The sequence below is a fragment of the Synechococcus sp. H70.1 genome, from assembly GCF_047502705.1.
Taxonomy (GTDB): Bacteria; Cyanobacteriota; Cyanobacteriia; order Thermostichales; family Thermostichaceae; genus Thermostichus.
On the sequence record NZ_JANSIV010000104.1, the window covers coordinates 15,180 to 27,996 of the forward strand.

A 12,817-nucleotide genomic window follows, 5' to 3' on the forward strand; every position below is an offset into this window, starting at 1 on the left:
CCTTCTCTGCTGGCCATCGCCCCCACTCCCTTTCTCCGAGGAGATCTGGCTTCTCGGCAAGACTCTCAGGTAACCACATCCGGCTGCTGCCGACCGGTGCGAGCGCGGATCTGGGCGAAGTGATCCGCCAGTTGGATTAGCTCGGCTAGGGCCACCTGGGGATCCAGGCCATGCCGGCTGGGATCCGGCTCAAATCGCTCCAAGTACACCCGCAGAGTGGCCCCGTGGGTGCCGGTGCCGGAGAGGCGGTAGACGATGCGGGAGCCATCCTCAAAGCCAATGCGGATCCCTTGGTTGTGGCTGGTGCTGCCGTCCACCGGATCCGTGTAGCTGAAGTCATCGGCATAGGTCACCGTCTGGGAGCCAAAGCGCTGCCCCACCCAGCTTGTCACGGAGCGCCGCAAGTGCTCCATCAGCTCCTCGGCCACCTCCACCGGCAGCCCCTCGTAGTCGTGGCGGGAGTAGAAGTTACGCCCGTAGGTGCGCCAGTGCTCTTCCACAATCTGCCGCACCGACTGCCGTCGCACAGCAAGGATGTTCAGCCAAAAGAGGACAGCCCAGAGGCCATCTTTTTCGCGGATATGGTTGGAGCCGGTGCCGAAGCTCTCCTCGCCGCAGAGGGTCACTTTGCCGGCATCCAGGAGGTTGCCGAAAAATTTCCAGCCGGTAGGAGTCTCATAGCAGGGGATCCCCAGCTTGGCTGCCACCCGGTCTGCCGCCTGGCTGGTGGGCATGGAGCGGGCGATCCCGGCTAGCCCCTCCCGGTAGCCGGGCACTCGCTGGGCGTTAGCCGCCAGCACGGCCAAACTGTCGCTGGGAGTTACGTAGAACTGGTGGCCCAGGATCATATTGCGATCCCCATCGCCATCGGAGGCGGCGCCGAAATCCGGGCCGTCCTCCCGAAACAGCAGCTCCACCAGGGCGCGGGCATGCACCAAGTTGGGATCGGGGTGGCTGCCGCCAAAGTCGGGCAGGGGCTGGCTGTTGAGGACGCTGCCCGGCGCTGCCCCCAGGCACTCTTCCAGGATGGTGCGGGCATAGGGGCCGGTGACGGCGTGCATGGCGTCGAAGGCGATGCGGATCCCAGAGGCCAGGTAATCGCGGATGGCGTCAAAATCAAACAGGCGCTGCATCAGGGCCAGATAGTCGGCCACCGGGTCGATGACGGAAAGCGTCAGGGATCCCAGCCGCTGCTCTCCCAAGCGGTCTAGATCCACATCTGGGGCTTCCAGGATGCGGTACTCCCGAATCTGCTGGGTGCGGGCGTAGATGGCCTCGGTCACCTTCTCCGGGGCAGGGCCGCCGTTGCCGATGTTGTACTTGATGCCAAAGTCTCCCTGGGGGCCGCCGGGGTTGTGGCTGGCCGAGAGGATGATGCCGCCATAGGCCCCGTATTTGCGGATAAGGTGGGAGACTGCCGGCGTGGAGAGGATCCCGCCCTGGCCCAGCAGCACCCGCCTGATGCCGTTGGCTGCTGCCATTTTGAGCAGGATCTGGATGGCTTCCCGGTTGTAGTAGCGCCCGTCCCCCCCCACCACTAGGGTTTGGCCGGCGGATCCCTCGAGGACGTCAAAGATGGACTGGACAAAGTTCTCCAGGTAATGGGGCTGCTGGAACACCTGAACCGGCTTGCGCAGGCCGGAAGTGCCGGGCCTTTGGTCAGGAAAGGGAGTGGTGGCAACGGTGCGGACGCTCATAGCCTAGTTGGGGAAACCCTCCCCTTGCTGGCAGGGGTTAGTTTAACCCCCTACTTCACCAGCTCGAAGACGTTGAACATGGGCAGGTACATGGCCACAATGATGCAGCCTACCATACCCCCCAAGATTACAATCATCAAAGGCTCCAGCAAGCTGGTCAGGGCGCGCACCGCCTCCTCCACCTCCAGCTCGTAGAAGTCGGCTGTCTTCATCAGCATTGCGTCCAGCTCCCCTGTCTCTTCCCCGACGCTGATCATCTGAATGGCCATCAGGGGGAACACCTTCGCCTTATCCAGAGCGGGAGCAATCTGGCCCCCTTCTGAAATTGATTGGCGGGCAGCGTCAATGGCATTGGCCACCACCTGGTTGCCCGACGTATCCCGCACAATTTCCAAGGCAGTTAGCACGGGCACGCCAGAGCGGGTGAGGGCGCCAAAGGTGCGGCAGAAGCGAGCCACCGCCGACTTTTGGATCAGATCCCCAAAAATTGGCAGTTTCAGGGCCAGCGCGTCGATGGTCTCCTTGCCAGCGGGAGTGCGGTAAAAGCGCTGGAAAGCAAAAAAGACTAACGCCAAAAAGCCCACCAGGCCCAAGCTGTATTGGGGAGTGCGCAGAAACTTGCTGATGTTGATAAAAAACTGGGTAAAGGCAGGCAGCTCCCCCCCCAAGTCGTTGTAGATGCTCTCAAAAGTGGGCAAGATGAACAGCACCATGCCCAAGAAAATCAAGACGGCCAGGATGGTCACCACCACCGGGTAGGTCAGGGCCGACTTGATCTGCTTCTGCAGGCGATCCATGTCCTCCAGCAGCTTGGCTAGGCGGTTGAGCACCTCGTCGAGTACGCCACCCACCTCTCCTGCCTGCACCATGCTGCAGTAGAGGCTGTCAAAAGCATCCGGATAAGGGCGGATGGAGTCGGACAGGTTCTTCCCTGCTTCCACCTCCGCACGGATGGCCCGCAGATATTTCTTGAGCTTAGGGTTGCCGGTTTGCTCCTCCATGATGGTGAGAGAGCGCACCATCGATACGCCGGCGTTGATTAGAGCGGCAAATTGCCGGGAGAAGACCGCCTTGTCGCGGATGTCGATGGACTGCAGCATCGAGAAATCGAAAGACGTATCCAGCGAGAAAAAGGGCTTTTCCTCCTGAATGTCTTCCGGTTTGGCATAAATCCCCTCGCGGCGCAGCTGTGCGCGGGCCTCCATCAAGTTGTTGGCCTTCACCGTCAGGCGTACCGGCTGACCGGCCTTTAACCCCCGAACCTTGTAGCGCGGCATAACTTACCCCTACTTGGATCTCCCTACCGAAGCTAGGTAACCCCAACCTCAGCTAGAGCTTAGCCGCTCCAGAAGACTTATACAAGGACAACCCCTCCGCCCAAGGGAGTCAGTGGGACCTGGGCCTCCCTCTGTCTCCTCAACCCGTAGCTAGAGGAGAGGGATCTCCTCAGCTCTGGGTAAATCAGCGGGGGTGGCTATCCCGCCTCTAGCAGTCCAAGCTGGCAGCTAGCCCTAGCGGCGGACGGCAGCTCCCGCAGGGCGCTGGGATTGAACTGCCGCAGCTGGTGAGGGCCCGACGACGTTGCCCAAAAGCCGCTGCAGTTCCTCGGGGCGAGAGCTCTTCGACATAGCTGTTTCGAAATCAATCTTGCCCTGCAGGTAGAGGTTGGCCAGATCCTGCTCCAGGGTCTTCATGCCCTGCTTACCGCCCGTCTGGATAGCCGAGTAGATCTGGGCGGTTTTACCCTCCCGAATGAGGTTGGCGATGGCCGGGGTAACCACCATGATCTCCTGCACCAGCACCCGACCTGGCTCTCCTGGCTTGGGGTTGAGGCGGCGGGCCAAAGTTTGCGAGAAGACAGCCTTGAGGGAGTTGGAGAGCTGCACGCGGATCTGCTGCTGTTGCTCCGGTGGGAACACGTCCACCAGGCGATCCACCGTCTGGGCGGCAGAGCTGGTGTGCACCGTGGCAAAGCAGAGGTGGCCGGTCTCGGCAGCAGTAATGGCCAACTGGATGGTTTCCAGATCCCGCATCTCCCCAATCAAGATCACATCCGGATCCTCCCGCATGGCTGCCCGCAGGGCGTTGGCAAAGCTCTTGGTGTCCTCACCCAACTGCCGCTGGTGGATGATGCTGCGGATGGGGGTGTAGATGTACTCGATGGGATCCTCAATGGTAAGGATGTGCTCGGCTCGCTCACGGTTAATGAAGTCGATGATAGCGGCCAAAGTGGTGGATTTGCCGGATCCCGTTGGGCCGGTTACCAGCACCAGGCCCCGCGGCAGACGCGCCACTTCCTTGCAGATCTCCGGCAGCCCCAGCTTCTCGATGCTGGGGATTTCCGAGGCCAGAGCTCGCATGGCACAGGCATAGGCGCCGCGTTCGCGATAGACGTTGACGCGGAAACGCCCGATCCCGCGCACGCCGTAGGAGCAGTCCAACTCCCAATTTTGCTCCAGTTGTTTGCGCTGGGTGTTGTTCAACATGCTGAAAATGAGCCGCTGCACCTCCTCAGGCGTGAGGGGATCATACTCTGTTGGCTGGAGTTCCCCATTGATGCGGAAATAGGGAGGTAAGCCAGCGGAAATATGGATATCGGAACCACCCCTGCGGACAATCTCTTCCATCAAGTCTTCAATCATCAGTTGTTTCATAGGACTTCCCTCTCCAATGGTGTGAGTGGGTTTGCTCTGTTAAAGCAAGGCTAAACTAAAACTTCGGCGTCAGGCAGTAGGGACAATCCATCCACTCCACCCGCAGGGCAGCGCCGCAGTTGCGGCAGGTGCTAAGGGCCTTGGCACGAGCCTTCAGCTCAGTTTCCAAGCCCTTGTCGGTGAGGATAACCCGATCGACCTCCTCCAACGTAGTCAGGCCCTGCCTCACCAGCATCAAACTATAGGCCAGGAGCGTCTTCATGCCGCTTTCGACAGCTGCTTCCTTAATCACCTCGGTGGGGGCCCCTTTGTTAATCAACTCGGCCAGGCGATCGTTCATGCGCATGAACTCGTACACTCCCACGCGTCCCTTGTAGCCCACCCCCCCACACTTCTCACAAATAGGCTTGCCGGTGGCCTTGCGCTGCTCCACCTCTTTGGGGGAGAGCTTGTTGGCTTTGTAGAAGGTCACCTGCTCGCTGTCGCCACTGAGGTCGAGGCCATAGCGGGCCAATTCCTCGGGGGTGGGGTGATACGGGATCCGACACTCAGTACAGACCCGACGCAGCAGACGCTGGGCCAGCACCCCCAGCAGCGAGCTGGAGATCATGAACGGCTCGATCCCCATCTCTGTCAGTCGGGCAATGGCGCCAGCGGCATCATTGGTGTGGAGGGTAGTCAGCACCAGGTGACCCGTGAGGGAGGCTTCGATGGCAGTTTTGGCCGTCTCGTGGTCGCGGGTCTCCCCCACCAGGATGACATCCGGGTCTTGCCGCAGAAAGGCGCGCAGGATCATGGCAAAGTCCATGCCCTTCTCCCGGAGGACCTGCACCTGGGTGATCCCAGGCAGGGAGTATTCGATGGGATCCTCGGCAGTGCTGATGTTGATGCCGGGATCGTTGAGCTCTGCCAGGGCCGAGTAGAGGGTAGTGGTTTTCCCCGATCCCGTTGGCCCGGTTACTAAGATCAAACCAAAGGGTCGCCTGACAACCTCCTTGAAGCTAGCCAGGGTTTCTGGGTCGGTGATCAGCTTGTCCAGGCCGAGCTGGGTGGCGGAGTTGTCCAGAATCCGCAGCACGATCTTCTCCCCATAGCGGGAGGGCAGAGTGCTAACGCGAAAGTCTACCTTGCGCCCTTTAAAGACCCGCCGAATCCGCCCGTCCTGGGGCAAGCGCCGCTCAGCAATGTTGAGGTTGGACATGATTTTGAAACGGGCGGTAAGGGCGGGGACAATCTTTTTGGGAAAGTTCTCAAAAGCCTGCCGCAGCACCCCATCTTTGCGGAAGCGGATGCGCAGGTATTCTTCCTGCGGCTCGATGTGGATGTCCGACGCCCCGTCCTGCAGGGCCTTGACCAGGATCTGGTTGGCGAGTTTGACGATCGGGGCATCGTCTGCCGACTTGAGCTGCTGCTCCAGGGATGCCTCGCCGACCTCATCCCCGGCCACATCCTCGATGCTGTCCAGGTCGATCTCGGCGGTATTGACCACCACCTCTTCTTCTTCCTCTGGGGCAGCAGCCGCGTCGGCGATCCCCTTGAGGGCCAGCAGCTCCGCTTGGGTATCCATGTAGCGGTTGATGAGGACCTCAAAGTCCTGTAGGGTAAAAACCCGCCGCTGCAGCTTCAGTCCTCGGACGCGGAAACGCTGCTGGATGTCGTCTATAGCCTGCAGGTTGTCGGGCTTAACCATTGCCACCAGCACTTGGTTGTCTTGGCGGCGGATGGGCAAGAACTTGTAGCGGTTGCAAATATCAAGGGGCAAGAGCGAGTCGATGAGCTCACCCATCTCCGCGAGATCCACCTGTTCCAGATCGGTGTCGAGGGAGGGGATCCCGTAGATAATTTTCAGCTCAAAGAGCTGCTGCCGCTTGTAGACCCGCGCCAGGTCGGGAGGGAGCTCTCTGCCAACAATATTTTTGACTGCCAATGCTAAGGCCTTGCTGCCGCCTTCGCGATTGGCTTTGAGGGCATTTTGAATGTCCTGGATTTGCTTGTCGTCGGCAAAACCCAGCTCCTTTAATTTGCGGCCAAAGGGGGTGATGCTGGTATTGGCAATGGCCAGGGCTTTACTAGCGGCGCTGCGACGGGTTAGAGGAAGAGGGAGGTCGTTCATGCTACCGGACCACCTAAGCTGTGCTCATATGATAATGGCTGCAGTTAACCTCTAGGAACAACGGTAAAGACCCGCAGAGCTACGCCTGCCCTCCACAGCCTGACTAGGGAGGCAGGGAAAACCTCAAAGGGACCGAGTTGGCCCAGCGTGTTTGGAAATCGCCCATGCGGCTCTACGTTGAATCTTTCACGGTTCACAAGCGCTATGCCCTCACCCTCAGCCGCGGCACTCACACAGAGGCCACTTTGGCCTGGGTGCGGATTGAGGAGGAAGGGATCGAGGGGTGGGGAGAGGCTTGCCCCTTCTCAGTGAGCGAGGACTACCACCAATCTTTGGAGGATATCTTGATGGGTTTGGAGGTAGCCAAAGGGCTCCTACGCCGCCACTCCCCCTGGGAGCGACAAGCCATTGAGGCAGAACTGCTGCGGGCCGGGATCCCCTCGGCGGCACGGGCGGCGGTGGACATGGCCCTACACGACTGGATGGGCAAGCGGCTGGGGATGCCCCTGTGGCAGCTGTGGGGGCTGGATCGCTCCCGCATCCCCCCTACAACCCTAACCATTGGCATTTCTACCCCTCAGGAGGCGCGCCAGCGGGCTTTGGCCTGGATGGAACAAACCCAGCAGGCGCGGGCCTTTAAGATCAAGCTGGGCAGCGAACTGGGCCTACTGGCCGATCAAAACCAGCTAATTGCTGTACAGGAGGTGATTCCGCTGGGATCCCTGCTGACGGTGGACGCCAATGGGGCTTGGACGCTGGAGCAGAGCCTGAGCATGAGCAATTGGCTGGCAGGGCAGGGGGTGAGCTACCTGGAGCAGCCCCTGGAGAGGGGACAGGAGGCAAAGCTGATCACCCTGTGGCACGAGTCGAAGCTGCCCATCTTTGTGGATGAGAGTTGTTTCGACAGCCGCGATATTCCTGCCCTGGCGGATCGCGTGCACGGCATTAACATCAAGCTGATGAAGTGCGGCGGCCTCAGCGAAGCCTGGCGCATGATCCACACCGCCAGATCCCATGGGCTCCAGGTGATGCTAGGCTGCTACAGCAACACCGCTCTGGGCAACACGGCAACGGCCCACCTGGCACCGCTGGCGGATTATGTGGACTTAGATAGCCACCTCAATCTTGTCGACGATCCCTTTTCCGGAGCCCTGCTGCAGGAGGGCTGTCTCATCCCCACCGACCGACCGGGCCTGGGGGTGGAGTTGCGGGAGTAGGTACCATGGAGGAAGTGGGATCCCTCTCCAGTCACACTCGCATGGCTATCCTGCTCCACGGCGGCCTGGTGGGGGAGCACGGCAAAACGGGGCTGGGGCTGCTGCGCTACGGGCCCTTTCCGGTGGTAGCCGTCATTGACCGAGAGCAGGCAGGGGGATCCCTGGCGCAACTGACTGGCATTGCCAAGGACATTCCCATCGTAGCCTCGGTGCAAGAGGCCCTGGTGTACAACCCCGAGGTGCTGGTGATTGGGATTGCCCCTTCTGGTGGACAGTTGCCGCCGGAGTGGCGGGAGGAGCTCTACCAAGCCCTGCAGGCCGGTCTATCTCTAGTGAATGGTCTCCACACGCCTCTGGCCGAGGATCCCCAATTGCGGCAGTGGCTGCAGCCGGGAGCCTGGATCTGGGACATTCGCCGCGAACCTCCTGGTCTTGGGGTAGGGAAAGGCCTAGCCCGCTCCCTCCCCTGTCGACGGGTGCTGACGGTGGGCACGGATATGGGCGTGGGCAAAATGTCCACCAGCCTGGAACTGCACCGGGCCAGCCTGAAGCGCGGCCTGCGCTCCCGCTTTCTCGCTACCGGGCAGACCGGGATCCTCATCAGTGGCGATGGGGTGCCCCTAGATGCGGTGCGGGTGGACTACGCCAGCGGTGCCGTGGAGCAACTGGTGCTACGCCACGGCCTTGACCATGACATTCTGCACATTGAAGGCCAGGGATCCCTGCTCAACCCCGCCTCTACAGCAACCCTGCCCCTGTTGCGGGGATCCCAGCCCACCCACTTGATCTTGGTACACCGGGCTGGCCAGACCCACATCAAAGGGATGGACTACGTACCCATCCCTCCCCTGCCCAAGGTCATCGAGCTGTACGAACAAGTGGCCAGAGCTGCCGGTGCCTTTGCCCCCGTACCAGTGGTGGGGGTGGCCCTCAATACCTTTGGCTGGGAGGAAGAAGCCGCCCTGGCCCAGATCCGCCAGGTGGAAGCGGAGACCGGACGGCCCTGTACCGACGTGGTGCGCTTTGGGGCGGATCCCCTCTTGGATGCCATTCTCTCGACAGGCTAGCCTCAGGGATCTCCCTTAGGGCGAGTTTCGCTGTCGAGCACTTCCAGGATGGCCTTGGCGGCGCGGGCCAAAACTCCCGGCTCCCCCAGCGCTGCCCGCATAGCAGCATAGTCGGCCTGCAGTTGGGTGCGGCGCTCCGGCTGAGTCAGCAGCTCCAAGGCCAGTTGGGCAACCCGCTCCGGCTGGGCCTCCTCCTGCAGCAGTTCCGGCACAATGGGGCGCATCAGCACCAAGTTGGGGGGAGACATAAAGGGCACTGAGACCTTTAGCCAATGGCGGGCTAGCCAAAAGGTAATGGGGTTGAGGCGGTAGATCACCACCTGCGGGATCCCCAAAATGGCCGCTTCCAAGTTGACGGTGCCCGACTTGGCCAGCACCAGGTCAGCGGCGGCCAACAGCAGGTGATGCGCCTTTGGCGGGGAAGGGCGAGGCAAGACAAGGGTGAGATCGTCCAGTTCATAGCGGCGGGCAGCCCGAGCAATCGGGGCGGCAAAACGGGGCGAGGCCAGCGGCGCCCAAAACCGCACCTGAGGCAGACGAGCCCGCAACAGCCGCGCTGCCTGGAGCAGGATGGGCAGAACGGAGCGCAGCTCCTGGCGACGGGAGGCGGGCAGCAGCGCCACCACCGTTGCCTCCTCAGGGATCCCTAGCTCAGCCCTGGCCTGAGCGCGACCGGGTACCCTCCCCAAAATATCCAGTAGGGGGTGGCCCACATAGCAAACCTGGGCGCCTGCTGCGGCGTAGTAGCGGGCTTCTTCTGGGAAAATAGCCACCATCAGCCGTATCTGCTGAGCTAGGCGGTAGGTGAGGCGGCTGTTGGGCGACCACACCCATTCCTGGGGGGCAATGTAGTAAACGGCAGGGATGCGCCACCGCTGCAGCAGGGGGACAAGGCGGCTGTTGACGCCGATGTAGTCCACCAAGATGGCCAAATCCGGCGGGTCCTGCGCCAGGAAGCGGCGGATCTTCCACTCTGTCCACAGGGCAGGGAGGACGAAGGGGAGGGCCTCCAGGATGCCGATGGAGCTCATCTCCGTAGTGCGGTGCAGCAGCCGGGCTCCGGCAGCGGCCATTTCCTCTCCCCCAACGGCCGTGATGCGCAGGTGTGGACGCTGGCGCAGCAGCTCGCGAATGAGATGGCCAGCCTGCAGATCCCCGGAGACTTCTCCGGTGCAGATAAACAGATGGCTCACAGGTCGTCCTCTTCTCTGCTGCGGCGCAAGGCCGGCAGAGGGCCGCGCCGTTGGGGTTGGGAAAGGGAATCTTCCAAAAATTGCAGCAGATGGAGCAGGGATCCCGTCTCGTCCACCAGTTCTTTTCCCTGCAGCGAGAAGATGCTCCGCCCGTCCTCGGTTCGCAGGCTCTCCCGCAGCGTTTGCAGCGCCTTTTCCAGGGGCAATCCAGAGCGGTAGAGCAACCGGTAGGCCTGGCGCAAAGCTGGCAGGGATCCCTCCATTCCCTTCGTCCGCCGCAACCCCACCAAGTTGAGGCCACGGATGCGGGCGGGATGCCCCTCCACCAACATGTAGGGCGGAACATCGCGATCCACCCGGCTCATGGCCCCTACCATCGCCAGGCGCCCCACCCGGGTAAACTGGTGGATCCCGACCATGCCGCCAATGCGCGCCTGGGACTCAATGTAAATGTGGCCAGCCAGGGAGACAGCGTTGGTGATTACTACCTGGTTTTCAATGACGCAGTTGTGGGCGACATGGACGTAGGCCATTAACAAGTTGTAGTTGCCAATTACCGTCGCCTCCCCCTCGTTGGTGGCCCGGTTAATGGTAACAAACTCACGAATGCGATTGCCTTTACCAATAACCACCTGCGAGGGTGCGCCGTTGTACTTCAGATCCTGGGGCTCTGTGCCCAGCACCGCTCCCGGAAAAATCTGGTTGTCCTCCCCAATCTCCGTCCAGCCGTCGATGACCACGTGGGCCCCCACCACCGTGTTGGCACCAATGCGCACATGTTCACCAATAACTGCATAGGGGCCAACCTGCACTGTCTCGTGCAATTCAGCCTTTGGATGGATCACGGCAGTGGGGTGAATCCGCTCACGGGAGCGGTGGGGCACACTTGCAAAGTCGGGAGGGGATCCTGCTGAAGCTAACACACTCATCTTCACTCTAGCCAGCAACTGTGGCGACACTCCCAGCTGTCTCTAGCTTGCTCTGGGGGATAAGATCCCTCAACCGCCTGTTTTTGGCATCTCCCCGCCTCCTTCTTGCGCTGGGCACGGCAATTCCCCCGCCCTCTGGCCAAGGACTCCGTTCCGCCACCCCCCCGGCCGATCCTTGCTTCCAAGCTCTAGCACGGTGGGGTTGGCAATGGTAGCGGTGCACTCTCCAGATCATCCCGGCTGCTTGCAGGTGCTGCATGGCTCGATTGTACTCTTGGAAGGACGGCTTTGCTCTTTGTTAGAGACCAAAACCTAAGCTCAGGGGGAGGGTGCGATGGTCCTGGAGACACTGCCGCTGGTTGCTGCTGTAGCCATCGCCATTTTTATGCTGGTTTTCTGGGTGCGGGTGGTTCGGGAGGCCATCTGGACAGCGGCGGGGATCGTAGTTCTCCTGGCCGTGCTGTACGTGGTCTTTAGGATTGGCCCGCGCCAGGTGCTGCAGGAGCTGCGGGATCCCTTTGCCCTCCTCGACCAAGTTTGGCAGGTCATCCTAAGTTGGTTTCGGGCTCTTTTCTCCTAGGAGCGTTATCCCCTATACAATGCTCCAGGGGAGCTCAGCCTGTTGCGGGGCTAGCCTAGCAGCTCCTCAGTTGGTCTGTCGGCTATCTTCTTGCCATGCTTTCCAGCTTTGAACAGGATCCCCAAGGTCACCCCCTTCCTGTCCTCCTCAGTGGAATGGAGCCCTCAGACATCCAGGTGGAGGTGGAGGACCTGGGGGGGCGCCGCCGCCGAGTGCAAGGCCGCATCCTGATCCCGGTAGAGCGACGACAGGTCTGGCAAGTTTTAACGGACTACGACCACCTGGCGGAGTTTATCCCCAACTTGGTGGAAAGTCGCCTCCTCGGCAGCCAGAATGGCCGCAAACTGGTGCGTCAGGTGGGATCCCAGCAAGTTCTGTTTGCCCGGTTTTCTGCAGCGGTGGTGCTAGCTATTGAGGAAGTATTTCCCCACCAACTGCGCTTTCAAGAAGTAGAAGGGGACTTTCTCATCTTCGAGGGGTTTTGGGAGCTGGCCGACTGGCTAGACCAGCAAACCCTGCTGACCTATCATCTGCAGGTGCAGCCACCGCGCCGCATGCCGGTCGGCCTAGTAGAACGGCGCATCTGCCGCGATCTGGCCTGCAACCTCCAGGCCATTCGGGAGCGCTGCCTAAGCCTAGGGGGATCCTCTCCCTAGGTTGGCCATTGGTTGGGCTCGAAAGGAAAGGCAACTTGCGGCGCCGCCAAGTTGGGCTGCCTTAAACTAAGAGTCATCAAGTTCCCCGGAGTCAAATGTCGGGATCCCGCTACAGCCAAGAGGACGTGCAGCAGATCCTCCAGCGGGCCATTGCTCGCCAGCGGCGCCTTGGGGAGTTTAGCCGCTCCCAACTGGAGGAAATGGCCGCCGAGCTGGGGATCTCCCCCCAAGAGCTGGAGGAGGCCGAGCGGGAATGGAGAGCCTGGCAACAGCTGACCAACCAACATCGTGAGTTTCAACGCTACCGCCAGCGGCAGTTTTACCAGTTGTTGGGGCGGTATGCCATCGTTAACAGCTTCCTCGTGAGCCTAGATTGGCTCTCTGGGGGAGGGCTGTCTTGGTCGCTGTTTATCCTGATGGGCTGGGGTCTGGCGGTTGCCCTCAAGGGCTGGAACACCTACCAGACTGAGGGGGAACGCTACGAAAAAGAGTTCCAGCAGTGGCGGAGAAAACGCCAGAGAAAACCATAGACCCTCTCCCCTACCGGGATCCTGACCTAGAGCCAAAGCAGGGAAGACTTGAGGGAAGACGCCAGGGGATGCTAGCATAGCTTGCTAGCAGTATAAGCTACCTGGGCGGGCGTAGTTTAATGGTAAAACCGCAGTCTTCCAAACTGCTGTTGTCGGTTCGATTCCGTCCGCCCGCTTCCAG

The 12,817-nt window shown here is 60.9% G+C and carries 11 protein-coding genes and 1 tRNA gene; 6 read left to right on the top strand and 6 right to left on the bottom strand.

Annotation, left to right across the window (positions count from 1 at the left end; all coding sequences use genetic code 11):
- Window positions 1-65 precede the first annotated feature (65 nt).
- The 4 genes from NW827_RS07745 to NW827_RS07760 form a co-directional block, all read right to left on the bottom strand.
- Window positions 66-1,697 (bottom strand): alpha-D-glucose phosphate-specific phosphoglucomutase, encoded by a 1,632-nt coding sequence (locus tag NW827_RS07745; protein WP_414503526.1) that lies wholly within the window; start codon window positions 1,695-1,697, stop codon window positions 66-68.
- A gap of 50 nt (window positions 1,698-1,747) precedes the next feature.
- Window positions 1,748-2,974 carry a type II secretion system F family protein gene (locus NW827_RS07750; RefSeq protein ID WP_414362838.1) on the bottom strand — a complete coding sequence of 409 codons (1,227 nt, stop codon included), beginning with the start codon at window positions 2,972-2,974 and terminating at the stop codon, window positions 1,748-1,750.
- A gap of 234 nt (window positions 2,975-3,208) precedes the next feature.
- Window positions 3,209-4,351, bottom strand: coding sequence for a type IV pilus twitching motility protein PilT (locus tag NW827_RS07755; RefSeq protein WP_414362840.1), 1,143 nt, complete (start codon window positions 4,349-4,351; stop codon window positions 3,209-3,211).
- A 55-nt stretch (window positions 4,352-4,406) separates the two neighbouring features.
- Complete coding sequence (locus tag NW827_RS07760) at window positions 4,407-6,464, bottom strand: GspE/PulE family protein (protein WP_414503527.1); 2,058 nt, start codon at window positions 6,462-6,464, stop codon at window positions 4,407-4,409.
- Window positions 6,465-6,628: 164 nt separating this feature from the next.
- On the opposite strand from NW827_RS07760, the gene NW827_RS07765 reads away from it, so the two are divergent.
- Both NW827_RS07765 and NW827_RS07770 read left to right on the top strand, forming a co-directional pair.
- Window positions 6,629-7,681 (top strand): dipeptide epimerase, encoded by a 1,053-nt coding sequence (locus NW827_RS07765; protein ID WP_414403827.1) that lies wholly within the window; start codon window positions 6,629-6,631, stop codon window positions 7,679-7,681.
- A gap of 5 nt (window positions 7,682-7,686) precedes the next feature.
- Window positions 7,687-8,748: a DUF1611 domain-containing protein gene (locus tag NW827_RS07770; protein ID WP_414403828.1), complete on the top strand. Its 1,062-nt coding sequence runs from the start codon at window positions 7,687-7,689 to the stop codon at window positions 8,746-8,748.
- Between the two features lie 2 nt (window positions 8,749-8,750).
- On the opposite strand, the gene lpxB is transcribed toward NW827_RS07770, so the two are convergent.
- Together lpxB and lpxA are read right to left on the bottom strand one after the other, a co-directional pair.
- Entirely contained in the window at window positions 8,751-9,941 is a 1,191-nt protein-coding gene (gene lpxB, locus NW827_RS07775) for a lipid-A-disaccharide synthase (RefSeq protein WP_414503528.1), read from the bottom strand.
- Entirely contained in the window at window positions 9,938-10,870 is a 933-nt protein-coding gene (gene lpxA, locus NW827_RS07780; RefSeq protein WP_414403830.1) for an acyl-ACP--UDP-N-acetylglucosamine O-acyltransferase, read from the bottom strand. The genes lpxB and lpxA overlap by 4 nt, the downstream gene beginning before the upstream one ends.
- A gap of 334 nt (window positions 10,871-11,204) precedes the next feature.
- Here lpxA and NW827_RS07785 point away from each other — a divergent pair, with 334 nt between their 5' ends.
- From NW827_RS07785 to NW827_RS07800, 4 genes are all read left to right on the top strand, one after another.
- A complete protein-coding gene (locus tag NW827_RS07785) occupies window positions 11,205-11,450 on the top strand; it encodes a hypothetical protein (RefSeq protein ID WP_414362848.1) in 246 nt (81 codons plus the stop codon).
- A 95-nt stretch (window positions 11,451-11,545) separates the two neighbouring features.
- The gene (locus tag NW827_RS07790; protein WP_414362850.1) at window positions 11,546-12,106 is read left to right on the top strand and encodes an SRPBCC family protein; all 561 of its coding nucleotides are present in this window, start codon (window positions 11,546-11,548) and stop codon (window positions 12,104-12,106) included.
- A 95-nt stretch (window positions 12,107-12,201) separates the two neighbouring features.
- Entirely contained in the window at window positions 12,202-12,636 is a 435-nt protein-coding gene (locus NW827_RS07795; protein ID WP_414403831.1) for a 2TM domain-containing protein, read from the top strand.
- A 105-nt stretch (window positions 12,637-12,741) separates the two neighbouring features.
- Window positions 12,742-12,812, top strand: a tRNA-Gly gene (locus NW827_RS07800).
- The last annotated feature ends 5 nt before the right edge of the window (window positions 12,813-12,817 follow it).